Source organism: Pseudonocardia sp. TMWB2A (genome assembly GCF_017312135.1).
In genome coordinates this window covers 254664-276428 of sequence record NZ_QKQY01000001.1, presented here as the reverse complement: position 1 = coordinate 276428, position 21765 = coordinate 254664, and the positions used below count along the sequence as shown (strand labels likewise).

Annotated in this window: 23 protein-coding genes and 1 tRNA gene; 9 read left to right on the top strand and 15 right to left on the bottom strand. The window is 60.2% G+C overall.

The window, feature by feature from the left end; translation table 11 throughout:
* Window positions 1-41: 41 nt before the first annotated feature.
* From DMP17_RS01320 to DMP17_RS01310, 3 genes are read right to left on the bottom strand one after another with little or no spacing between them, the layout of a single operon-like run.
* Window positions 42-1445, bottom strand: coding sequence for a flavin monoamine oxidase family protein (locus DMP17_RS01320; protein WP_337827279.1), 1404 nt, complete (start codon window positions 1443-1445; stop codon window positions 42-44).
* A 1-nt stretch (window position 1446) separates the two neighbouring features.
* Window positions 1447-2376: a DUF1838 family protein gene (locus DMP17_RS01315; RefSeq protein ID WP_337827278.1), complete on the bottom strand. Its 930-nt coding sequence runs from the start codon at window positions 2374-2376 to the stop codon at window positions 1447-1449.
* A 6-nt stretch (window positions 2377-2382) separates the two neighbouring features.
* A complete protein-coding gene (locus tag DMP17_RS01310; protein WP_337827277.1) occupies window positions 2383-4035 on the bottom strand; it encodes a carboxylesterase/lipase family protein in 1653 nt (550 codons plus the stop codon).
* 286 nt (window positions 4036-4321) lie between these two features.
* Between DMP17_RS01310 and DMP17_RS01305 the strand changes: the two genes are divergently transcribed.
* Window positions 4322-5335, top strand: a complete 1014-nt coding sequence (locus DMP17_RS01305; RefSeq protein WP_337827276.1) for a LytTR family DNA-binding domain-containing protein — start codon at window positions 4322-4324, stop codon at window positions 5333-5335.
* 143 nt (window positions 5336-5478) lie between these two features.
* Entirely contained in the window at window positions 5479-7377 is a 1899-nt protein-coding gene (locus tag DMP17_RS01300) for a tetratricopeptide repeat protein (protein WP_337827275.1), read from the top strand.
* 8 nt (window positions 7378-7385) lie between these two features.
* Here the strand turns inward: DMP17_RS01300 and DMP17_RS01295 are convergent.
* Window positions 7386-7477, bottom strand: a tRNA-Ser gene (locus tag DMP17_RS01295).
* A gap of 219 nt (window positions 7478-7696) precedes the next feature.
* Between DMP17_RS01295 and DMP17_RS01290 the strand changes: the two genes are divergently transcribed.
* On the top strand, window positions 7697-8599 hold the full coding sequence (locus tag DMP17_RS01290; RefSeq protein WP_337827274.1) for a DUF1134 domain-containing protein: 903 nt from the start codon (window positions 7697-7699) through the stop codon (window positions 8597-8599).
* 189 nt (window positions 8600-8788) lie between these two features.
* Here DMP17_RS01290 and DMP17_RS01285 read toward each other — a convergent pair whose 3' ends face one another.
* The 5 genes from DMP17_RS01285 to petA all read right to left on the bottom strand — a co-directional run bounded on the left by DMP17_RS01285 (window position 8789) and on the right by petA (window position 12551).
* Window positions 8789-9058 carry a hypothetical protein gene (locus DMP17_RS01285; protein ID WP_337827273.1) on the bottom strand — a complete coding sequence of 90 codons (270 nt, stop codon included), beginning with the start codon at window positions 9056-9058 and terminating at the stop codon, window positions 8789-8791.
* A gap of 125 nt (window positions 9059-9183) precedes the next feature.
* Window positions 9184-9810, bottom strand: coding sequence for an adenine phosphoribosyltransferase (locus DMP17_RS01280; RefSeq protein ID WP_337827272.1), 627 nt, complete (start codon window positions 9808-9810; stop codon window positions 9184-9186).
* A 21-nt stretch (window positions 9811-9831) separates the two neighbouring features.
* A complete protein-coding gene (locus tag DMP17_RS01275) occupies window positions 9832-10614 on the bottom strand; it encodes a cytochrome c1 (RefSeq protein ID WP_337827271.1) in 783 nt (260 codons plus the stop codon).
* A 62-nt stretch (window positions 10615-10676) separates the two neighbouring features.
* Window positions 10677-11966 (bottom strand): cytochrome b, encoded by a 1290-nt coding sequence (locus DMP17_RS01270; RefSeq protein ID WP_337827270.1) that lies wholly within the window; start codon window positions 11964-11966, stop codon window positions 10677-10679.
* A 12-nt stretch (window positions 11967-11978) separates the two neighbouring features.
* Window positions 11979-12551 carry a ubiquinol-cytochrome c reductase iron-sulfur subunit gene (gene petA / locus DMP17_RS01265; RefSeq protein ID WP_337827269.1) on the bottom strand — a complete coding sequence of 191 codons (573 nt, stop codon included), beginning with the start codon at window positions 12549-12551 and terminating at the stop codon, window positions 11979-11981.
* Between the two features lie 27 nt (window positions 12552-12578).
* Here petA and DMP17_RS01260 point away from each other — a divergent pair, with 27 nt between their 5' ends.
* From DMP17_RS01260 to hemF, 3 genes are all read left to right on the top strand, one after another.
* Window positions 12579-12716: a hypothetical protein gene (locus tag DMP17_RS01260; RefSeq protein WP_337827268.1), complete on the top strand. Its 138-nt coding sequence runs from the start codon at window positions 12579-12581 to the stop codon at window positions 12714-12716.
* Window positions 12717-12781: 65 nt separating this feature from the next.
* On the top strand, window positions 12782-13240 hold the full coding sequence (locus tag DMP17_RS01255; protein WP_337827267.1) for a tRNA (cytidine(34)-2'-O)-methyltransferase: 459 nt from the start codon (window positions 12782-12784) through the stop codon (window positions 13238-13240).
* Window positions 13237-14169, top strand: coding sequence for an oxygen-dependent coproporphyrinogen oxidase (hemF, locus tag DMP17_RS01250; RefSeq protein ID WP_337827266.1), 933 nt, complete (start codon window positions 13237-13239; stop codon window positions 14167-14169). Before DMP17_RS01255 ends, hemF begins: the two co-directional genes overlap by 4 nt.
* A gap of 95 nt (window positions 14170-14264) precedes the next feature.
* On the opposite strand, the gene DMP17_RS01245 is transcribed toward hemF, so the two are convergent.
* Entirely contained in the window at window positions 14265-15116 is an 852-nt protein-coding gene (locus tag DMP17_RS01245; protein ID WP_337827265.1) for a hypothetical protein, read from the bottom strand.
* Between the two features lie 48 nt (window positions 15117-15164).
* Window positions 15165-15917, bottom strand: coding sequence for a hypothetical protein (locus tag DMP17_RS01240; protein ID WP_337827264.1), 753 nt, complete (start codon window positions 15915-15917; stop codon window positions 15165-15167).
* A 116-nt stretch (window positions 15918-16033) separates the two neighbouring features.
* Here DMP17_RS01240 and lipB point away from each other — a divergent pair, with 116 nt between their 5' ends.
* Both lipB and DMP17_RS01230 read left to right on the top strand, forming a co-directional pair.
* Window positions 16034-16723, top strand: a complete 690-nt coding sequence (gene lipB / locus DMP17_RS01235) for a lipoyl(octanoyl) transferase LipB (RefSeq protein WP_337827263.1) — start codon at window positions 16034-16036, stop codon at window positions 16721-16723.
* A gap of 10 nt (window positions 16724-16733) precedes the next feature.
* Window positions 16734-17102 carry a hypothetical protein gene (locus DMP17_RS01230; protein WP_337827262.1) on the top strand — a complete coding sequence of 123 codons (369 nt, stop codon included), beginning with the start codon at window positions 16734-16736 and terminating at the stop codon, window positions 17100-17102.
* A 509-nt stretch (window positions 17103-17611) separates the two neighbouring features.
* On the opposite strand, the gene queE is transcribed toward DMP17_RS01230, so the two are convergent.
* The 3 genes from queE to DMP17_RS01215 all read right to left on the bottom strand — a co-directional run bounded on the left by queE (window position 17612) and on the right by DMP17_RS01215 (window position 19733).
* Window positions 17612-18265, bottom strand: a complete 654-nt coding sequence (gene queE / locus DMP17_RS01225; protein WP_337827261.1) for a 7-carboxy-7-deazaguanine synthase — start codon at window positions 18263-18265, stop codon at window positions 17612-17614.
* On the bottom strand, window positions 18262-18966 hold the full coding sequence (queC, locus tag DMP17_RS01220) for a 7-cyano-7-deazaguanine synthase QueC (RefSeq protein ID WP_337827260.1): 705 nt from the start codon (window positions 18964-18966) through the stop codon (window positions 18262-18264). The genes queE and queC overlap by 4 nt, the downstream gene beginning before the upstream one ends.
* Window positions 18967-19124: 158 nt before the next feature.
* A complete protein-coding gene (locus DMP17_RS01215; protein ID WP_337827259.1) occupies window positions 19125-19733 on the bottom strand; it encodes a murein L,D-transpeptidase catalytic domain family protein in 609 nt (202 codons plus the stop codon).
* Between the two features lie 246 nt (window positions 19734-19979).
* On the opposite strand from DMP17_RS01215, the gene DMP17_RS01210 reads away from it, so the two are divergent.
* A complete protein-coding gene (locus tag DMP17_RS01210) occupies window positions 19980-20324 on the top strand; it encodes an arsenate reductase family protein (RefSeq protein WP_337827258.1) in 345 nt (114 codons plus the stop codon).
* Window positions 20325-20351: 27 nt separating this feature from the next.
* On the opposite strand, the gene recF is transcribed toward DMP17_RS01210, so the two are convergent.
* On the bottom strand, window positions 20352-21494 hold the full coding sequence (gene recF, locus DMP17_RS01205) for a DNA replication/repair protein RecF (protein WP_337827257.1): 1143 nt from the start codon (window positions 21492-21494) through the stop codon (window positions 20352-20354).
* Window positions 21495-21765: the final 271 nt, after the last annotated feature.

Here is a 21765-nt window from a genome sequence, read left to right as displayed (position 1 = left end):
TATCTATCTATTTGTTAAACCGTTTATTTTTATGGTTTTGGTCATAATTTACCTATGACGATGCGGGCGGCGCGTTCGCCCGATTCCAGTGCGCCTTCCATCCCCGACGTGCTTTGGGCGAGATGTTCGCCCGCAAAGTGCAGCCGGTTTCCGGTCGCGTCGATGGCGGCGGCCAGCATCGGGGCCTGCCCCGCTGCGAGATGGTGATAGACACCGCGCGCCATCGGATTTTTCTGCCAACTGAAGATGCGCTCCAGCTTGAGCTTGCCGCGCGCCGAAGGACGGGCGGCTTCCAGCTTGGCGATGATTGCCGCGCCTGCTGCGGCGGGGGCCATACGGTCCATCGCGACCGCATCGCGTCCGCTCAGCCAGACTTTGAGCATGGCCGGACTGTCGCCCAGCACGAACACACGGCCCAGCATCGGGTCGTCGCTCCACACCATGCCGGGCAGGCCATCCTGTTTCCAGAAAGGCTCGCTCGCCGACAGATAGGCAAAGCTCGCATAGGTATAAGGTAGGCTCGCAATCGCGGTTTTGAGCGCGTCGGCGGACGGGCCATGCACCCCTACCCCGCGCAGGGCGGCGAAGGGGATCGTGCAGATGACATGGCGTGCGCGCAGCGATCGGCCCCCGCCTATATCAACCCGCACACCGTCCGCATCTTCGCTGATGCCGGTGACGATCTGCTCCATGCGCAAGCCGGATTTGAGCGCGGCGGCCATCGCTTCGGGCAGGCGTTGCGATCCGCCGGAAATCACGCTCAGCACCGCATTGGGTCCGGCCGAGCGGTAAATCGCCGCTGACCGCGCCGCATTGAGCGCCGACAGCGTGTTAATATCATTGCCGTTCAAATTGGCCGCAATCAGGCGGACCGCCTCGTCGCTTGCGCCTGCCGCTTTCAAGGCCGCGCCATATGGCACGTCGATTTTGAAGCCTTCCGCCGTGCGCCAGGCATCGGGGTTGGCGAGTTGCGGCATCCGCCGGGCAAAGACCGACGCAAGCCCCGCAGGCGGCACTTGCCGTTCCGGCCCGACCAACTTATTGACCTCGGATGTCGGCCAGTCGGCCTGCTTCACCGTCTTGCCGCGTACATAATAGAGCGCCGAGCGGTCAAATTCGCCGCCCGGTTGCAAGCCCACGCCCAGTTTTCCGGCAATATCCAACAGCCGCGTATAATTGCTGCCGATCTGGATGCCGCCCGCATCGGGCTTGCCGGGGAGGTCATAAAGCGTATGGAGCCGCCCGCCGATGCGGTTCGAGCCTTCCAGCACGACAACCTTCGCGCCTGCCGCTTCGAGCAGGGACGTCGCATGAAGCCCCGCAAGGCCAGCGCCGATGACAATCACATCGGCTTCGACATCGCTGCCCGAGCGCAGCGGCGCGCAAGCGGACGCGGCAAGCGCCGCGCCCCCCGCAACCAGTAAATTCCGGCGGCTAAAATCCATCTTAATGGTTCCCTGAGGTTGTGGTTGCCGGATTAGCGCCAGCCGCCTTGCGCTGTTCGTCGACCATTTTCTTGAACACGGTCCAAGTGGTGTCGTTGGGACGCGCATCATCCTTGGGCGGCGGCGCGGTATAGCCGGGATAATTGGCCGCGATTTCATCCTTCATCACCTTGGGCAGGTCATTGAAGCTTTTGATTTTCGCGCCCATCGCATTGAAAATGATGATGCCCTGACGCCCGCGCATCTTCATCCACGGCATCCAGTCCGAAATGCGGACCCACGACACGGTCGGATAGGAGGTCGGATGACGCGTATCGAGCAATTCGTCCGCGCGCGCGGCGAAGTCGAAAATTTCCATCGCATGATATTTATTGCCGACATAATCCTGATAATCGCCCGCCAGCGGGTTGGTATAGAAAAGCGGCACTTCCAGCGGCATCAGCACCCATCCGGCGGCCTGTTTCATCCGCATGGTCGGCGAAGGCTTGCCATCGGCGGTGCGCGGGAACATCGGGCGCTGGTTGACCGGATCATTGGCGATCTGCATCACGTCGACGGTTTCACCGGTCCACGGATTTTCCCATTTGCGCACAATCTGGCCGGTCTTGGGGTCGGTGAAGAACATCACTTCCTTGCTGACAAGGCGAAAGCCGTTGCCGCGCACGGGGTCCGATACCGGCACACACTGGCGGATATTCATGCCCTCGCCGTCGAACAGATGGCGGTCGGGTTCGCCTTCGATGCGCGAATAGACTTTGCCGGACCAATACATGACCGCCGGCTGGTCACCGATGCCGCACTGGACGCGCTTGGCGATTTCGACCGCATCTTCGGGCTTGGCCGGGTCCAGTATCTTGGCCGGAGCAGAGGTTGCTCCCACCGCACAAAGGGTCGCAGCACCGGCAAGCAATAAAGTACGAAACATCAACATCAGCTCCTATTTGGAAAGATCAATATGATCGGCATAATAACGGTCGAGAAACGCCGTCTCGCGCGCCAGAAAATCGGGATTAATGCGCGGGTTAGCGTCCAATATATTCATGGCATAGCCATCGGTCTTGCGCGCGCCAAGTCTTGGCAGGCCCGGCCCGTTAGGATCACCATGCTTGGCAAAATTGGTCCAGTAAGCGGTCATCATTCGCGCCACCTTGCGGTCGGCCAGCGTGATTTGCGCCGCCGAAAAATTGCGGATTTTGAGCGGGAGCGTGTCGAAAATGAACGGCACTTCATCGCCGTGCGCCGCACCCGGCACCGTGCCTTGCAAGGCTTGCGGCACATAATCGAAATAATAGAGCCAGGAAGGCTGGCCGATCCGCGCGCTTTCGCGGGTGAGATAATGGGCCGCCCCCATGAAGGTCGATTGCGCAAACCACGCATGGGCCAGTTTCGCATCATCCACCCCGCCAAACGCCGCGCGCGCCGGTTCCACCCCGTCTATCCCCGCCAGAATGAAACGCGGCGGCAAAGGTTGCGGCAGATAGTGGAGAAGGCTCGCCTCCCAACTGGTCGACCCCGCCATATAAGGAACCGGCGCTTGCTTGCCGTCGCGGAAAGTGCGGCCGATATCATCGGGGATCAGCACGCCATCGACCACCGGATTGAGCGAGCCGAGCGAGGTTTTTTCCTGATAGGCGATAAGCTGGTCCAGCGGCAGACGGCGTAACTGGTCGAGCGTTGCGGGGGTCTCGCCGCTGCCGAAATGTTTGGCCGCCGCCACGCCTTGCGCTTCCAAAGGTGCGCCCAATATGCCGGGGCGGCGCTCGGAAATATGCTGGGTGGTTTCGACCTGTATGCCACCGCTTTGCGCAATGGCTTTATGGAACAGCCCCCGCGCGCTCGGCGCAGCCATCAGATAATTGACCGAAACGCCGCCCGCAGAATAGCCGAAAATAGTGACATTATTCGCGTCGCCACCGAATTGGCCGATATTGCGCTGCACCCATTGGAGCGCCGCGACCTGATCCATCAGGCCATAATCGGCGCGCGGCTTGCCCGCTTGCTGTTTGGACAGGTCCGGATGGGCAAAGCGGCCGAGCAGCCCCAGACGATAATTGACCGTCACCAAAATCACATCGCGCGCGACAATCGCATCGCCGTCATAAATCGGCAAAGCCCCGCTGCCGACCCGGAAGCTGCCACCGTGGATCCAGAACATTACCGGCAACGGCTTTTTATGCTGGCCCGCTTTATAGCCTTTGGGCACCCACACATTGAGATTGAGACAATCTTCGCTTTGGGTGAACGTATCCAGCGCCGGATTTTCGACCTTTTGCGGACAGATATTGCCCGCAATCCGGCCATCCCGCACGCCTTGCCAAGCGGGCGCGCGGCGGGGCTGTTCCCACCGGTCGGCCACGGCATAGCTGATATTGCGATAGGCGATTGCGCCGCTTGGGCGGACTTCGCCGCGTATGCGTCCGTTTTCGGTCGTGATAACCGGCGCGGTAGCAGCGGCGGCAGGGGCAAGGGCAAAACCGGCTGCGAACAAGAGTCCGGCAAGGGCGCCAGTGCGCATCTGCGCCGTAGCGCGTCCTGCAATGGCTGACCAGTCGCCTGCAGGACGCACTCCCCCTGTTGAAAACTCGTTCACCCGACCTGCTCCCATCATTTCAGCCTGTTACGTCCGGCTGATTTTTATGCCCCGTCCTGCCTCTTGCAGAGCGGGATAATTTGACTGGACAAATTTAGATGGGAAGATGATAGTTCACAGACGCTTTTACGCAGCAAGCCAGTGGAGCCGGAATGTTATTCGCGAAAAGCCATGACCATGCGCGACCTGCCATCAAAATGGCATTTGGCGCAGCGTGCCAAAAATCCGCGACACAGGGACGCCGGCCCATATTGTCGCCTCGCGGCTTTTCGGGACGGGTGTGACGATGGCCGCCAACCCTGTTTCCTCTGCGTCCAATCGCTCTATTGCGGACGCTGGTTCTGGCGCGGCTTCCGGCGCTGGTTCAACGCCGCCTTCCGCGCCTGTGTCGCCCCCCGAAACAATGGCCGCATCCTCGCTGATGGCGGTGCGACGCACCATTCCGGTCGCGCCGGGACTTGCGCTTTATGTCCTCATCCCGATCCTGTTTCTCGCCGTTCCGCTGGCGCTGCTCAAAGTCGCGGTCGGGCCGGATACCAGCCTTGTCGTTGCGCTCTTTTTATGGAGCGCGACCGTCATGGTCGGCTGGATCGCGAGTGCGATCGGCAGCGAGGCGATTTACCGCCTGTTCGCGCGCTGGCGGCCGCCTTTATGGGTCATCACTTTGGGCGGGCCGCTCGCCATCGGCTTTTTGCTGCGCCAGCCGATATTGGAAATATTGACGCTCGCGCAGCTTCTCCATCCCGAAACCGCGTCCAGTTCGCCGCCCGCAACGCTAAGCTTCGATTTTCTGGTGCATTATCTTTACCGTGTGCTGCCCGGCACGCTCGCATGGATGCTCGTCAATTATATTTTCGACCGCGTGCTGGATGTGCCGCGCTATCGTTATGCGCCCAAGGCCGGGACAGAGGATGCGCCCACCGCCGGTGCGCCGCGCGCGACCGAGGGCGACGATGCGCCGCCGCCATCACCCCGCCTCCCCGCCTTACTGCAACGCTTGCCGCAAGCACAACGCGGAACGCTGCTCGCGCTCAAATCGGACGACCATTATGTGCGGGTTTATACCGATGCGGGCGAGGCGCTGATCCTGATGCGACTCAGCGATGCGATCCGCCTTGCCGCCCCCGTGACGGGGATGCAGGTCCATCGCTCACATTGGGTCGCGAATGAGGCGGTGCGCGGCTTCCAGCGCACCGGCCATACCGGCACCATCACCCTGTCGAGCGGCTTGGAGATTGCGGTGAGCCGTTCCTATGTGCGTGATGTGGAACGTAAATTTCGGCATTTGCCGCACGGATAAAAGCGGCGTGCGGGCGTGCGATGAAGGCCACGCCCTCCCCTTTTCTTGGCCCATGCGCGCCGCGCAATTCCGGTTCAGAAAAGCACTAGAAAATGGTAGATTAGCTGCACCGGTACGGTTCACCTTTGAGGGGAGGGAGAGCTATGGCGCATTTTCTGTTCGGGGGCCGCTCTGTGCGGGCCGCCTTGATGGTGGGGCTGGCTGCAGGCCTCACGAGTTTTATGCCGCAGGCAGCGCCGCCGCCTTTTACAACCGATGCTTTTGCGGGCTATGGTGTATCCGCTTTCAAAGGGACCGATAATGCGGACGCGGCTTTTCCCGACGCGGTGCTGGACGCCTTCGACCCCGTGCAGCGCGTCGCGTCCATGTGCGGGGCAAAGCGTGCGGGCGACAACGCCCTCCCCCCGCTCCTCACCCGCCGCCTGATTGCCGCAGCAGCGGCGGGCCTCGCGGCACCGGCGAGCGCGCCTGCGGGCATTACAGCCCCCATCCCGCTCTTCCCCGATCTCATCCGCTCGCCTTTCCGGATTTCAACCAAATCTTTGAAAACACAACATTATTTCAGTCAAGGCTTGTTGTTGACCTATGGATTCAACCATGCGGGGGCGGTGCGCTCTTTCCGTCAGGCCCAAGCCCTCGACCCCGGTTGCGCCGCCTGCTGGTGGGGCGAGGCCCTCGCCCTCGGCCCCAATATCAACGCCCCGATGGATGACCGCGACAAGGGCACCGCCTTGGCCGCGCTCGATAAAGCGATGGCGCTGCGCACCGGCGCTCCACCAAAGGAAAAGGCTTTGATTGAAGCCCTTTACCGCCGCTATTCGCGCGACGAAAAGGCCGACCGCGCCGCGCTTGATGCCGCCTATGCCGACGCCATGCTGATGGTCGCGCGCCGCTTCCCTGCCGATGACGACATCGCCGTCCTCGCCGCCGAAGCCGCGATGAACACCAGCCCGTGGAACTATTGGGAGGCCGACCGGAAAACCCCCGTCGGGCGCAGCGGCGACGCGGTGCGGCTGGTCGAAACCGTCCTTGCCCGCAACCCCGCCCATGTGCAGGCTGCGCATCTCTACATCCACCTCATGGAAGCCAGCGACCCGCGCCGCGCCGAAGCCGCCGCCGACCGGCTCGCCCGCCCGCTTGCCTCAAGCGCCGCACATCTCGTCCATATGCCGGGCCACATCTATCAACTGCGCGGTCGCCATGCTGACTCCATCCGCGTCAACATCGCCGCCGCCCGCGCCGATGAAGCCTTCATCCGTAGCGCGGGCGATCAAGGCCTCGTGCGCTATGGCTATTATCCGCACAATGTCCATTTCATCGTGACCTCGGCGCAAATGGCGGGCGATATGGATCGTGCGATCCGTGAAGCGCATCGCCTGCGCACGATCCTCGACCCTGCCACCTCGGCGCGGATCGGCTGGATACAGGCGATTGACGCAGCGCCCTATATGGCGATGGCGCAATTTGCCGATGCGGACGCTATTCTGACGCTGCCCGCGCCCGACCCGCGCCTGCCTTATGCCGCCGCGATGCGCCATTATGCGCGCGCGGTTGCCTATGCGGGGACAGGCAATGACCTAGGCTTTGACACGGAACTCGCCGCTATGGAGCGGCTACGCACATCCGATGCGCTGCAAGCCTTGGTCGAACAGGCTATGCCCGCGCCCGACCTCATCGCGCTCGCCGCATTGGTGGCGCGCGGCAAACAGGCCGTCGCCCGCCGCGACTATCCCTCAGCGATCCGCCATTATCGCGCCGCCGCCGAAATCGAAAGCCGCCTCCCCTATCAGGAACCGCCTTATTGGTATTATCCGGTCGAGCAATCCTTGGGCGCAGCCTTATTCCTCGCCGGACGGCATGAGGAAGCGGCAGCCGCTTTCCGCGCGGCGCTTTCCCGCACGCCCGATAATGGCTGGGCGCTCTATGGCTTGGCACGCAGCGAAGCCGCCCTCGGCCACCCGCTACAAGCCGCCGCCGCCAAACGCGCTTGGCGCAAGGCATGGGCGGGCCAGCAACGCTGGCTAAGCATGGAGCGGTTATAAAAAGAAGGTGGCGGAGACGGAGGGATTCGAACCCTCGGTAGCCCCTTAAGGCTACGACGGTTTAGCAAACCGCTGGTTTCAGCCACTCACCCACGTCTCCGCACTTGTGGCTGGGCGGGGCTATAACCAGACCGTAGCACAACCGCAACAGCATATTGTGATAATCGTAAAAAGCCGCGCGCACGCCTCGCAAAAGCGCGCTTTGGCCGTGTTTCGACTCGGTTGGGCGCAAATTGGATTCGGGTCATCGCCGGTTCATTGCGCTTGCGCGACAATGATTCATCGTGGTAAATAAACGCTTGAGCCGGGGTATAATGCTATGTTGAAATTATGGAGCGTCCATAAAATTTCAGGTCGTAAAGTGGCGACCTGGATAGTGAGCGGGGCCGCAGCCGCCGCGCTGATGACCACGGGCGCAACCGCGCAAATCACCACGGTCGATCCGAACACCGTGCTGGATGCAGATCTGGACGGTCCCAAGCCGCCCGCCGATGCGCCCGCAGACTATCTGCCGCCATCCGCGACCACGCCGCCAGCCTCCTCCCCGAACAGCAGCAATTCGGCGATTGATCCCAATAGCGACCTCATCACCAACAATGTCGTCTATGACGACCCTGCCCCCCAAAACACGCCGCAGACGGTTGCGGGTGACAGCGGCACGGCGACACCGGCGCCGGTCAACCAGACCGCCGCGCAGGCCGATGGCAATATCCCCGCAACGCTCCCCACTTCGGGGTCGCAAACCTATCAGAAGGATGACCTGATCGGCGCGGCCGAAGGCGTATTCGGCAAGGGCGCGCAAGGGCTTGCGCAGATGATCCAGGATCTGCTCGCCAAGCAGGGCGAGCCCAATGGCTATATTGTCGGGCGCGAAGCGTCGGGCGCACTGGTGCTGGGCCTGCGCTATGGGTCGGGCCGCCTCTACCACAAGGTCGAAGGCGAGCGCGAAGTCTATTGGACCGGCCCGTCGGTCGGGTTCGACACGGGCGGCAATGCCTCGCGCACCTTTGTGCTGGTCTATAATCTTTACGACACGCAGGAACTCTACAAGCGTTTCCCCGCGGGCGAAGGCAACGCCTATCTCGTCGGCGGTCTGACTGCGAGCTATATGCGCAGCGGCGATGTCGTACTGATCCCCATCCGCATGGGCGTAGGGATGCGCCTTGGCGTCAATGCGGGCTATATGAAATTCACCGAAAAGCGTAAATGGCTGCCCTTCTGACGCGGGGGACAGAAAGCGGCGCCCAAAACCCTTGCGTAAAAAGGGGGGAAAGAGGGGCAAAACTTGATAAAGCGGGCATCGAGGAGGCCCGCTTTTTTATTGCCCGTTCATTGTCCGCCTTTTGATTGCGCTATGCGTTAGCGTAGCGATGCGCGGGCGATTAGAAAAAGCGCGGGGCCAAGCCAGTCCCTAAACCGCGCCCCCGCGATCCGTGCCGGGTTTCAGGATAAGCCGGTCGTCATAAATATGCGCGCGGCACGCATCCGCAAAGGCCAGCGCCGCAACAGGGTCTGTGCGGAAGCGGTCATATTCGTCGTCATCCAGCCGGCAATATTCTTCATAATCGAGCATGCTATTGGCCACCGGAATCGACAGGAACCACGCCCCCGTCTCCGTGTCGCGCCCCAGCGTATAACGCCCCTCGCGGCTCACCTGCACATCAAAAAATCTTTGGCTCATGGGGGTCAGTTTAGCTTAGGCACCGATCGTCAGTCAGACTTGCACGGAAAATCTGCCACACCGCACTGCGCTTGTATCTAAGCGATACGTTTAGATGGACAGGTTAAACCGCCTGTTTGTGACCCTCAATCGCCTTCAAAGTCGATGAGGGTTTCGGCGCGCAATCCTGCGGCGGCGAGTTTGCGCGCGCCGCCCAGGTCGGGAAGATCAATGACGAACAGCGCGGCGGCGGGGATGACGCCTGCCTGTCGCATCAGGTCTGCGGTGGCAAGAATGGTGCCGCCGGTCGCGAGCAGGTCATCGACAAGCACCACACGGCTCCCTGCCGCCAGCGCGCCTTCGTGCATCTCCAAGCGGTCCACACCATATTCCAGCTCATAATCCGCGCCGATGGTAACGCCGGGAAGCTTTCCGGCCTTGCGCACGGGGACGACCCCTAAGCCCATCTCATAGGCCATCGCCGCGCCGAACAGGAAGCCGCGCGCTTCGACCGCGACAATCGCGTCGGGCGCATAGGGCCGCGCGCGGGCGACCAACTGGCGCACCGCTTCGGCAAAGCCTGCCCCGTCGGCAATCAAGGTGGTGATGTCGCGGAACTGGACACCCGCTTTGGGAAAATCGGGGATGGTCCGCACCAGCGAACGCAGCAGCGCCGCCCCTTCCGCGCCATCTCTCCCTTCAACCATTTCGTCCAAAAAGAGAGGGCCGCGACTTTCGCCACGGCCCCCTTTTTGTGTTGCTTCATCCGTCATCGGACAGGCTCTTAGCGAAGCTTAATGCTTCACGCCCGCCCAGATGTTGCGATAGGACAGATAGGCCAGAACCGTTGCGAACAGCAGGAAGCCAAGCACGGCCCAGCCGGTCTGGTGACGCTTTTCCAGATTGGGCTCGGCGGCCCATACGAGAAATGCGGTCACGTCCTTGGCCATCTGGTCGACGGTCGCAGGCGGATTGCCTTCGCCGTAGGTCACCTGACCATCGGAGGTCAGCGGCGGGGCCATCGCAAGGTTGAGGTTTGCGAAATAGGGGTTGTAGTGCAGCCCCGTGCCCGGTTGCAATTCCTTCGGCAGATTGGCTGGCGGGTTCTGGTAACCGGTCAACAGCGAATAAATATAAGCAGGGCCGCCTTCACGCGCCTTGGCGATGAGCGAAAGGTCGGGCGGAAGCGCATTATTATTGGCTGCGCGCGCGGCCACTTCGTTCGGATAGGGCGAAGGGATGCGGTCGGTCGGCAGGCCGGGGCGCGTTGCCGCTTCACCGGTGTCCGGATTGACCGACGGCACTTCATGCGACCATTCCTTGGCAATGGTCTTTACCTGACCTTCGTCATAGCCGATTTCGGCGAGGTTGCGGAAGCTCAGCAAATTGGCCGAGTGACAGGCCGAGCAGACTTCCTTGTAAACCGCAAAACCGCGCTGGAGTTGCTGACGGTCGAACTTGCCGAACGGACCGTCGCTCGCCAGTTTGAGCGCCTTGGGATGCTTGTGGAAGTCAAGCATCGCATTATGTTCCGCCGCTTCGCGCGGCATGAGGAACGCGATGGTAAGGGCGGCCACAAAGACCAGCCCTACCAGAAAAGCAAGAGGACGAACCATGGTGTTTCTCAGCTCCCGTGCGTTCAGGCTTTGGCAGCGGCGGGGGCCGCTTCGGTTTCGGTTTCTTTACCCAGCACCGCTTCGGTAATCGAATTGGGCAAGGGCAGCGGCTTTTCGATCCGCGAAATGATCGGCATGATGATCAGGAAGTGCGCGAAATAATAAGCTGCCGCGAACTGGCTGATACGCACCCAAGGCTCTTCCGCCGGTTTCACACCGCACAGGCCGAGGATCAGGACGTCAGCGACGAGGATCCAGAAGAACATGCGATAGAGCGGACGATATTTGGCCGACTTGACCGGCGAGCTATCGAGCCAGGGCAGGAAGAACAGCAAGGCGATTGCCGCAAACATCGCAACCACGCCCCACAGCTTCGCCGGAATCCACAGGAAGTTCACGGTGAACGCACGCAGGATCGCGTAGAAGGGCCAGAAATACCATTCCGGAACGATATGCGCAGGCGTCGAAAGCGGGTTCGCTGCGATATAGTTATCGGGGTGGCCCATTGCGTTCGGCGCGAAGAAAACCATCGCGGCAAAGAAGATCATGAACACGCCCAGTCCGAAACCGTCCTTCGCCGTATAATAGGGATGGAACGGAACCGTATCCGACGGCTTTTTGACTTCGACGCCGGTCGGGTTATTCGACCCCGGAATATGCAGCGCCCAGATGTGGAGAACCACAACCGCGACAATCACGAACGGCAACAGATAGTGCAGCGAGAAGAAGCGATTGAGCGCGGCATTATCCGGCGCAAATCCGCCGAGCAGCCATTGGCGCAGCGGCTCGCCCACGACCGGAATGGCCGAGAAGAAGCCGGTAATCACCTGCGCGCCCCAGAAGCTCATCTGGCCCCACGGCAGGACATAGCCCATGAACGCGGTTGCCATCATCAAAAGGAAGATGACCACACCGAGCAGCCACACCATTTCACGCGGCGCTTTATACGATCCGTAATAAAGCCCACGGAAAATGTGGAGATAGATGACGATAAAGAAGAAGCTCGCGCCATTGGCGTGCGCATAACGCAGCAGCCAGCCCGAATTCACATCGCGCATAATATGTTCAACGCTGTTGAACGCCACCAGCGTGTTCGCGCTATAATGCATAGCGAGAATGATGCCGGTGATAAGCTGGATGGTCAGCGCAACCCCGGCGAGAACGCCGAAGTTCCAGAAATAGTTGAGGTTGCGGGGGACGGGATAACCGCCACCGACTGCATTATAGACAAAGCGCGGAAGCGGCAGCTTTTCGTCCAGCCACTTCATGATCGGCATTTGCGGCTGGTACACATTGGCCCAGGGGAAGCTCATCTTAGTTTCTCCTTAACCGATTTCGACGACAGAGTCGGATTTGAAGGCATAGTCTGGAACGACCAGATTTGTCGGCGCGGGGCCTTTGCGGATACGCGCGGCGGTATCATAGTGCGAACCGTGGCACGGGCAGAAATAACCGCCATAATCGCCCTTATTCTCGCCTTCCGCAGCGCCCAGCGGCACACAACCAAGGTGGGTGCAGACACCCAGCGTAATCAGCCAGTTTTCCTTGCCCGGCTTGGTGCGGTCGGCCAGCGTTTGCGGGTCGCGCAAATCACCCACCGGCACCTTATTGGCTTCGGCAATTTCGGCCGGGGTCAGGTTACGGATGAAAACAGGCTGCTTGCGCCAGCTCGTCTTGATCGCCTGACCGGCAGCAATCTTGCTGATGTCAACCTCGATCGACGCTTCGGCGAGAACGTCCGCCGAAGGATTCATCTGATTCACCAGCGGAAATACAACCGCCAGCGCACCGATCCCCGCGGCACTCACGGCAGCGATGTTGATGAAGTCGCGACGACGAACGCCGTCTTCCCCTTCTGTCACGGTTTCCGGCGCATTCGGCACTTCTAGCGTAGCCATTTACCCAAGCCCTTGATTGTTGCTTTTATGATCGAAACCGCACTTGGAAAGGGCTGGAAAAAACCGGACAGAATCCCTGTTTTCCCGTCTCCCCAAGACGGTCTTTCGACCGGCCTGATAGCCCCCAAACCTAGCTTTGCCAACAGGCTTTTGACGATTTTATGACCTTTTTTGTGATAAGCGGACGCACCCCCTTCCCACTTGGCCTCCCGGCGCGCTAGAGGGCGGGGATGGAACTGGCGCTTTATCAACCTGACATTCCGGGCAATGTCGGCGCAATCTTGCGGCTGGGCGCCTGTTTCGGCGTGCCGGTGCATGTCATAGAACCGTGCGGTTTCGCCTTTTCCGCGCGGGAAGTCCGCCGCTCCGGCATGGATTATGCGGACAAGGTGACAATCATCCGCCACCCCGATTGGGAGCATTTTTTAGGCACCACCGGAGAGCGCGGCCAACGGCTTGCCCTCCTCACCACGCAAGGCGCAACCCGTTTGCCCGACGTGCGTTTCAAGGGCGATGATGTGCTGTTATTCGGCTGTGAAAGCAAAGGGGTGCCGCAAATCGTCCATGATGCGGCGACTTTGCGCGTCCTGATCCCGATGCGCCCCGGCCTGCGTTCGCTCAATGTAGCGGTCAGTGCGGGCATCGCGCTGTCCGAAGCTTTACGACAAACCAATGGATTTCCCGCATGACCGACAAGAATAAAACCAGCGCCGATAAGTCACAAAGTACGGACATGGACGCCCATAAGGTCGAAACCAGCTTCGCCCTCGACGCGCAGCAACAGGCCGCCAAGGACTGGTTCGAAGCGTTGCGCACGCGCATCTGCTGCGAATTTGAAGCGATAGAGGCTGAGGCGGGAAGTGATGCCCGCTTTGACTATCAGGGCTGGAACCGCGAAGGCGAAGGCCTGTCCCCCGGTGCGGGCGGCGGCGGCATCCGCGGCGTGATGAAGGGTAAAGTCTTTGAAAAAGTCGGCGTCAATGTCTCGACCGTCGGCGGCCAGTTCGCGCCCGAATTTGCGGCGACCATCAATGGCGCGGGCGATGACCCCAGCTTTTTTGCCACCGGCATCAGTCTGGTTGCGCATATGGCCAATCCGCATGTGCCAGCGGTGCATATGAACACGCGCTTTCTGGTCACCACCAAACGATGGTTCGGCGGCGGCGCCGATTTGAACCCGCCCATTCCTTATGAAGAAGATACCGCCGCTTTCCATGCGCGGCTGCGCGCGGCGTGCCAGCCTTATGGGCCGGAAGTCTATGACCGCTATAAAGCCTGGGCGGATGAGTATTTCTATATCCCCCACCGCAAGACGCATCGCGGTGTCGGCGGGATATTCTATGACCATCTGGAAAGCGCCGACCCGGTCCATTTCGACCGCAATTTCGCTTTCACCCGCGATGTCGGCGAGGCCTTTCTCGACATCTTCCCCAAGCTGGTGCGGGGCCGGATGAACCAGCCTTGGACCGAAGAAGAAAAACATGCCCAGCGTGTGTGGCGCGGCCGCTATGCCGAATTCAACCTCGTCTATGACCGCGGCACTTTGTTCGGCCTTAAAACCGGCGGCAATATCGACGCCATCCTGATGAGCCTGCCGCCCGAAACCGTGTGGGAATAAGGCGGACGGCTCCCCTGCCCCTGCCTTTCGCCACCCCATAAAAAAGGCCGCCTCATAAGAAGACGGCCTTTTTCTTTCATGCTTGTGCTTGGCAATCAGTCGAAGATTTGCGCCTTATTGGCATCGCCCACTAGATCCTTATAGACACCGGCCGGAAGCCCGACACCGATCAGCGCACCAATCGCAATTACCGGAATCATCACAATGATGAACAGCAAGGTCATCACCACGCCGCTGCCCGACGCGCCGCCAATGCCGCCTGCGATCAGCGCCGCAATGAAATAGGCGATGAAAAAGACGATATAGCAGATCACGAAAAACAGCGCGATCATCCAGCCATTGCCTTCGGTTGCGCGCCACGAACGTCCCGCTGCGGCAAAGGGGTTGAGGCTGTCCGATGTCACCATTTCCGGCCCCATGATGCTGAAGCGCGCGAGCAGATAGGCCATTGCTGCCAAAGCCCCGATAGCTACGATAAAGCCCATAATACCCGCAACCGCGCCATCGCCCGATGCCACGCCGAGCATCCCGAACACAAAGCCGACAATCAGGCCGGCAATGAGCATGATGATGTATCCCACGACCACAAACAACAGTGCGGGCAGGCACGCTTTTAGGCCATAGACCAAGGCTTCGCCCGCACTGATCGTGCCATTGGCAAAACCGTGCCGCCACACGGCGAAACTGCCCGCGAGCGATACAGCGACACCGATAATCATACAGATGACGAACAGGACGCCAGCGCCCGCCATAAATTGCTGCATCGCCATCGGGTCGGAACCACCGGCCATCATCGCCTGAAACCCGCCGACACCGCCCATAGGCAGCATCATGATGATGAGGCTTAAAATCTGGGCGACAATGATGAGACCCAGATAGAGTAGCGGGTTCTTCATCACAAATGCCTTCCCTTCATTGAAGGCATTTCCCATCGAAAATTTATTCATTCCCTTCCCCTTTCCGAAATGGAGCGTTTTACGCTCTTTTGGGTGACCCTATTCGAATGTTTCTTTATTAATATATGGGCCTAATTGCCGGTAAACACTGGCCATAGCCAACGTCATGATGAGCGACAATCCGCTGCCGAGCAAGGATTGAATGGTCTTGTTACCGATATTGGCAATATTTTCAGGAAGCAGCAGCGCGAACAAAGCGCCGAAAATCGCGCCCGCGATAATGATCGCAATCGATCCCACAATCACGAGGATGACGAAAAACAGCAAGATGATCAAGCCATTATTGCGCGTATAGTTCCAGCTTGCCGTAATCGCGGTGACGGGGTTCATGATCTTTTCTGCCATCATGGCCGGGCCGATCAGCCCCAAACGACAGGCAAGGTAAAGCCCCGGCACGATCAACAGGATGAAGCCCAGACCAATCGCAAAGCCGGACAGGAGGGAGGCGGCGACGTAGCTGACAAATAAGGTGAGCGAGAGCGACAAGGCTCCACCCAGCGATGTGCCGCCTTCGGCCAGCAACAAACGCCAGATGGCGAGATTACCGATGATGCTCACAAGGCTGGATAATAACAGCCCCGGCGCAACCGTGCGGTAATAGTCCATCATATTGTCTATCATCTGCTGCGAAGTTTCACCCGGCACCGATACCGGCGGTTCGGGATAGACAAGGGTGAAAATCAAGGTCGGCAGGAAAAAGAAAAGTCCGGCAACGGTTATCAATATTTCGCGATTGCCCCGGAACATCGCCGCCACCTGTTGCCAAGCTTCTCCCATATCGAATTTGCGCATTGGGCGTCCCCGTTTATAATATTGCGTTAGGGCCAGCATGGCGGCTTACATAGCATCTGTCCAGCCGCTTTCCCCTCTCGCCAAAAGCGGTGGATTGGCTTATCGGCTCCCCTGTTATGCCGAGCGAACACGCCCCCCTGCCCCCGTCCTTCTCCCCGCCTCTACCTTTGCCCGAATGGAGCGTTGCGCCCGCGCCTGTCGCTTATGATGTTGCGCTGGCCGACATGGAAGCGCGCGCGGCGGCGATTTATGAAGGCCAAGCCCCCGAACGCATCTGGCTGATCGAACATCCCCCGCTTTATACCGCAGGCACCAGCGCCGACGTAACCGAACTGCTCGACCCGCGCTTTCCGGTCTATGATGCAGGACGCGGCGGGCGCTACACCTATCACGGACCGGGGCAGCGCGTCGGCTATATCCAGTTGAACCTTGCGCAGCGCGGCAAAGATGTGCGCTGCTATGTCCATGCGCTTGAAGGCTGGGTGATTGACGCACTCGCAGATTTTGGCGTGTCCGCGCGCCGTGCCGAAGGCCGTATCGGCATCTGGACCGATACGCTTGATGGCCGCGAAGCCAAGATTGGCGCGATCGGCGTGCGCGTGCGCCGCTGGGTCACGCTCCACGGTTTTTCGGTCAATATCCATCCGGACCTTGCGCATTTCGGCGGCATCGTCCCGTGCGGCATCGCCGAATTTCCGGTGACGAGCCTTGACGCGCTCGGCATCAAGGCCACGCTCGCCGATTTTGACGCCGCCTTGTTCGCACGACGCGACAGCTTTCTTGATAGCCTCACCACTTGCAGCTAAAGCCTAACCCATGAACCGCATCCTCCTCGCCTCGCCCCTCCTCCTCGCCACCCTCGCGCTCGCGGCGTGCGGAGAGAAAACGGCGGAAACCAGCACGACCAAAATGACCAATGTGGACGTCGTCAAGGGGACGATCAGCGACGATATGATCCTGCTCGACACCAGCCAAGGCGATGGCACATCGGTTGAACAAAATAGCGGCGGCGGCCTATATGAAACCATAGACAACCGCCCCAAAGCCGCCGCCCCCAAGGCTGAAGACAAGGGCGATGCAGGCGCGGACAGCCCCGAAACCCCGGCCGTCCAGCCAACCACAGTCCCCACGCCCGCACCAACAGCGGCTCCGGCGGCGGCTCCCGCGACACCGGATACGAAGTAAGCACCGGATATGAAATAAGCAGAGTCTATTTGTGGATCTTCTGGTAAATAAAGACGCCGCGATTTCTCTGTAACCCGGATGATCTAGGGTATCAGGGCCAACAAAAAACCGTTAGTCCTGAGCTTGTCGAAGGGCGTGTATCAGTCTGGCATATTGCTGGATTGAAACCCGTGCTTCGACAAGCTCAGCACTAACGGTTTTTAGGAGAGGTTTTGAGGGCCGTTTTTAAGAGCGATTTTTATGGGCGGTTTTCAAAAGCGGGTTTTAAGGGCGGGTTTTAAGGGCCGTTTTTAAGGCCGGGTCAAAAAACACCCTCTCTACACACTCCCCATCCCTCTGCGTCCCTCCCACTTTCTCTGCGCCTCTGCGTGAACCTGTCCCAAGAAAATAAACCGTTAGTCCTGAGCTTGTCGAAGGACGGGGCTAAGATCGGCACATGGCTTGCCCGATAACCGTGCTTAGACAAGCTCAGCACTAACGGACCAATATAAGGCGCGCGCTTTCGTCCCCTACGGCAATCCCAACATCTTATGGTTCTGCAAAGACAGCCGCCAATGTGGGCGTTCCATCACTAGCGCAACAGCAGCATCGCGGTGGGCGTTGCTGTCGCTGCCTTCTGCCGTGCCGTCTTTGGGCTGGATAAGCTTATGGTCGAACGCCCAGCCTTCAAACATGTCCAGCATAGCTGCGTCCATTTCGGGTTGCGGCCACACCAGTTTCAGCTCATCGCCCGATTGCTGCACCACCATACTCGCGCCTTTGGGGCTGATGCACAGCCAGTCGATGCCGGGCACAGCGGCAATCGTGCCATTGCTTTCGACCGCAATCATGAACCCGCGCGCATGGAGCGCATCGATGAGGTCCGCATCAAGTTGCAGCATCGGCTCGCCGCCGGTGAGAACGACATAACGGTCCGCCTCGCCTACCCCCCAAGCGGCGGCAATCGCATCGGCCAGCGCATCGGCGTTAGCAAAGCGCCCGCCGCCCTCGCCGTCCATCCCGACAAAATCGGTATCGCAGAAACGGCAGATGGCGTTGCCACGATCCTGTTCGCGCCCCGTCCATAAATTGCACCCGGCAAAGCGGCAGAATACCGCGCGGCGTCCGGCCTGCGCGCCTTCGCCCTGCAAAGTCAGGAAGATTTCCTTGACAGCGTAGCTCATGCGACGTCCGGAATATGGGCGTAAGCGGTGGGGTCGGGAAGCCCCGCTTCGACAAAGCCTTTATGCCGCAACCGGCACGCATCGCACGCCCCGCAATGGAGGCCCTCCGGCGTCGGGTCATAGCAAGACCAGCTCATCCCCGCATCAATCCCCAACCGGTCGGCTTCTGCCGCAATTTGCGCCTTGGTCATATGAAGGAGCGGCGTTTCGATTTTGAACGGATCGCCCTCCACCCCTGCGCGGGTTGCCAGCCGCGCGGTTTCGGCGAAAGCTGCAATGAAATCGGGGCGGCAATCGGGATAGCCCGAATAATCAAGCGCATTGACCCCGACATAGATATGCCGCGCCAGCGAGGCTTCCGCCCAACCCAGTGCGAGCGACAGGAAGATGGTGTTGCGCGCAGGCACATAAGTGACCGGAATATCATCGGTCGGAACGCCATCCTTGGGCACGGCCACATCGCTGGTGAGCGCCGAGCCGCCAAAGGCGCGCAGGTCAATCGGCAGATGGATATGTCGCTCGACACCAAGGCTGGCCGCAATCCGGTCGGCGGCGGCCAGTTCAATCACATGGCGCTGGTTATAATTGACCGTGAGCGCCAGCACCCGCCGCCCCGCTTCGCGCGCCAGCCCCGCACACACCATCGAATCGAGCCCGCCCGAAAGCAGCACGACCGCAAGATCATCCTGTAATTTTGTCATGCCGCCGCCGATAGACCTGTGGACGCGAAAAATAAAGAGCTTGAAGGATTAGAGTCGGGCAAGCGCAGGTCCATCGTGGCTTGAAAAACTGCCAGCATAAAAAAAGCGGCGAAGGTTTCCCCTCGCCGCCGCTCTGCAACTTTATACCGCGCTTGCGTTTATAGCCGGTCGGCGAAAATCAGGCGGCCTGCGCCCAGCCGGTCGAGAACGCTGGCCAGTTCCGCTTCGGGGAAAGCGAAACAGCCTTCCGATCGGCCCAGCTTGCCTTGTTCGGCAATCATCTTGGGGTTGGCATACCATGCCCCATGCACCACAATCGCGCGCGGTTCGGCGTTATAATTGTCGCGGTCGAGCCCTTTGAGGCGCAGCGACAGGCCGTTGCTGCCATAATATTGGTCGCCCGTCACATAAGCCCCGCGCGACGAGGCGAGCGAGCCGTTGACGTTTGAAAAATATTTGAGCCAGCCGATATGGTCGGGGTCGGATCCGCGCCCGTGTGTCACCAGATGCGACGATACCGTGCCATTTTGCAAATCAACAAAGAAGAAACGAGGGTCGCGCGACGGCAGCGTATAATCGGCAATCGCGACGCGATCATGATAGCGCACCGCCGAACCATGTTTCTGCAATTCGCGCTTTGCGATATTGACGAGCCAAGGGGTCGGCAGCGCAGTCGCCGAAGCCAGCCGCGCGGGGTTCAAAGCCAATCCACCGGCAACGGCAGCGCCCGCTCCGACAATCCATTGACGACGAGTAAGTTCGATCATGTTTCCTCCATCCGGGGAGCCAACCGGCCCGGCGAATGACTGTGCATATGGGTATAAACTATACGCAGCGCCAGAGGGCGATGCGAGGGCGGGTTCCACCGCCCGTCCCTTTGTCCGCACAAGCCATCCTGTTTAGCGGGCCGATTTTGCCAAACTTCTCCATTATAGCAACCGCGCTGAACAGGGGCTGAAACAGCCGTTCATCCCCGCTTGCGGCGCTTGGGAGCCCAAGCTATCATGGCTTTCATGAAAGCAACTATCTGGCATAATCCCGCCTGCGGCACCTCGCGCAAAACCCTTGCCATATTGGAAGAAACGCCCCACGTTGAATTGACGGTGATCGAATATCTGAAATCGGCCTACACCCGCGATAAGCTGGCGCAAATTATTGCCGATGCCGGTTTGACACCCAAAGAAGCCCTGCGCCTGCGCGGCACCGATGCCGAAGAGCGCGGGCTGGATACAGCCGACGATGCGACCATTCTCGATGCGATGGTGGACAATCCGGCTTATGTGAACCGTCCCTTTGTCGAAACCGACAAGGGCGTGCGTTTTTGCCGTCCGCAAGAGATTGTGAACGAGATACTTTAAGGTCAGGATTAACGCCCTCGCGCGGGCCTAATCGCGCCGCTCGACCGTGCCACCATGCACATGGAAGCGCGTGACCGGCGCGGGCGCGTCATCGAACAGTGCCATTTCGGTGCCGGTCATCCACACCTGCCCCCCGCTCGCCGCCAGCCTTTCATAAAGCGCGGCGCGGCGGAGCGGGTCAAGATGCGCGGCCAGTTCATCCATCAGCAAAATCGGTCGCATCGCGCGGCGCGCGGCTACCAGATCGCCATGCGCCAGCACAATCGACAATAGCAGCGCCTTTTGCTCGCCGGTCGAACAGCGGTCGGCGGGCTGGCTTTTGGCCGCATGGGTGACGATAAGGTCGCTGCGATGCGGGCCGGATAGCGCGCGCCCTGCCCGCATATCCGCGCCGCGCCCGCGTTCCAGCGCAGTGCGCAACCCATCCTCGCTCCAGCGCGCATCGGCGTGCGGACCGCCGAGCGCAAGCAAGGGCCGCGCGAACGGCGCGTCGGGGAGCAGCCCCAGCCCTGCCCTCAGCGCATCGACCAGATCATGCCGCGCCGCATCCATGCTCGCGCCATGCACCGCCATTTGCGCTTCAAGCGCGGCGAGCCATTGCGGGTCGGGGGCGTGGCCTTCCGCCGCCTCGCCTAATAATTTGCTCCGCGCGCGCATCGCGGCTTCATAGCGGGTTGCATGGGCGGCATGGCCGGGGTGGAGCGCCAGCACCAGCCGGTCGAGAAAGCGCCGCCTTGTCCCGGCGCTTTCGACAAAGATACGGTCCATCGCGGGGGTCAGCCATAAAAGCGCGAGCCATTCGCCCAGTGCATTGGCCGATTGCACCGCGCCATTCACTTTGACGATGCGCCGCGTCGGGCTGGTCGCATCGACACCGGTGCCGATATTGACGGGCGCAGCATCATCGGTGCCCGTTGCCAGGTCGGCATTGACGGCAAAGCCTTGGCCAAGGCGCGGGGCCTCCTCTGCCTCCTGCGTTTCCTGTCGCAGCATTTCGGGGAGCGGCGCGCGGCGCAACCCGCGCCCCGGCGCGAGCAGCGAGAGGGCTTCCAATATATTGGTTTTGCCCGCGCCATTTTCGCCCGCCAGCGCAATCAGCCCCGCGCCTGCCTCCAGACTGGCCGCTTCATAATTGCGAAACTGGTGAAGGGTGAGGCGGCGAACAAGCATGGTTGGATGAGCCTTAGCGCGGGAGCCGTCCGACCTCCACCGGCAATTTATATGTGCATTTTTCCAATCATCGGTAAATTTCACGATAGTTGGTATTTTACACCGTGCGCTTGCTGCATTTTACATCGAAATACCACGCTGAACCGCCGATAAATGAAATTGGCACGCCTTGTGCAAAGCAAGGGACATACCGGCCCTCAGGGCAAAAGAGGACCGGCCAAGGGACATAGTAGAGCCAGATTTGCTGGCAGTATTTTAAGGGAGTTTATCA

Bases quoted from the DNA above. Each gene is read 5' to 3' on its own strand.
- DMP17_RS01320 (WP_337827279.1), bottom strand. From the start codon at position 1,445: ATGGATTTTAGCCGCCGGAATTTACTGGTTGCGGGGGGCGCGGCGCTT.
- DMP17_RS01315 (WP_337827278.1), bottom strand. From the start codon at position 2,376: ATGTTGATGTTTCGTACTTTATTGCTTGCCGGTGCTGCGACCCTTTGT.
- DMP17_RS01305 (WP_337827276.1), top strand. From the start codon at position 4,322: ATGGCCGCCAACCCTGTTTCCTCTGCGTCCAATCGCTCTATTGCGGAC.
- DMP17_RS01300 (WP_337827275.1), top strand. From the start codon at position 5,479: ATGGCGCATTTTCTGTTCGGGGGCCGCTCTGTGCGGGCCGCCTTGATG.
- DMP17_RS01290 (WP_337827274.1), top strand. From the start codon at position 7,697: ATGTTGAAATTATGGAGCGTCCATAAAATTTCAGGTCGTAAAGTGGCG.
- DMP17_RS01285 (WP_337827273.1), bottom strand. From the start codon at position 9,058: ATGAGCCAAAGATTTTTTGATGTGCAGGTGAGCCGCGAGGGGCGTTAT.
- DMP17_RS01280 (WP_337827272.1), bottom strand. From the start codon at position 9,810: ATGACGGATGAAGCAACACAAAAAGGGGGCCGTGGCGAAAGTCGCGGC.
- DMP17_RS01270 (WP_337827270.1), bottom strand. From the start codon at position 11,966: ATGAGCTTCCCCTGGGCCAATGTGTACCAGCCGCAAATGCCGATCATG.
- petA (WP_337827269.1), bottom strand. From the start codon at position 12,551: ATGGCTACGCTAGAAGTGCCGAATGCGCCGGAAACCGTGACAGAAGGG.
- DMP17_RS01260 (WP_337827268.1), top strand. From the start codon at position 12,579: ATGATCGAAACCGCACTTGGAAAGGGCTGGAAAAAACCGGACAGAATC.
- DMP17_RS01255 (WP_337827267.1), top strand. From the start codon at position 12,782: ATGGAACTGGCGCTTTATCAACCTGACATTCCGGGCAATGTCGGCGCA.
- hemF (WP_337827266.1), top strand. From the start codon at position 13,237: ATGACCGACAAGAATAAAACCAGCGCCGATAAGTCACAAAGTACGGAC.
- DMP17_RS01245 (WP_337827265.1), bottom strand. From the start codon at position 15,116: ATGAATAAATTTTCGATGGGAAATGCCTTCAATGAAGGGAAGGCATTT.
- DMP17_RS01240 (WP_337827264.1), bottom strand. From the start codon at position 15,917: ATGCGCAAATTCGATATGGGAGAAGCTTGGCAACAGGTGGCGGCGATG.
- lipB (WP_337827263.1), top strand. From the start codon at position 16,034: ATGCCGAGCGAACACGCCCCCCTGCCCCCGTCCTTCTCCCCGCCTCTA.
- DMP17_RS01230 (WP_337827262.1), top strand. From the start codon at position 16,734: ATGAACCGCATCCTCCTCGCCTCGCCCCTCCTCCTCGCCACCCTCGCG.
- queE (WP_337827261.1), bottom strand. From the start codon at position 18,265: ATGAGCTACGCTGTCAAGGAAATCTTCCTGACTTTGCAGGGCGAAGGC.
- queC (WP_337827260.1), bottom strand. From the start codon at position 18,966: ATGACAAAATTACAGGATGATCTTGCGGTCGTGCTGCTTTCGGGCGGG.
- DMP17_RS01215 (WP_337827259.1), bottom strand. From the start codon at position 19,733: ATGATCGAACTTACTCGTCGTCAATGGATTGTCGGAGCGGGCGCTGCC.
- DMP17_RS01210 (WP_337827258.1), top strand. From the start codon at position 19,980: ATGAAAGCAACTATCTGGCATAATCCCGCCTGCGGCACCTCGCGCAAA.
- recF (WP_337827257.1), bottom strand. From the start codon at position 21,494: ATGCTTGTTCGCCGCCTCACCCTTCACCAGTTTCGCAATTATGAAGCG.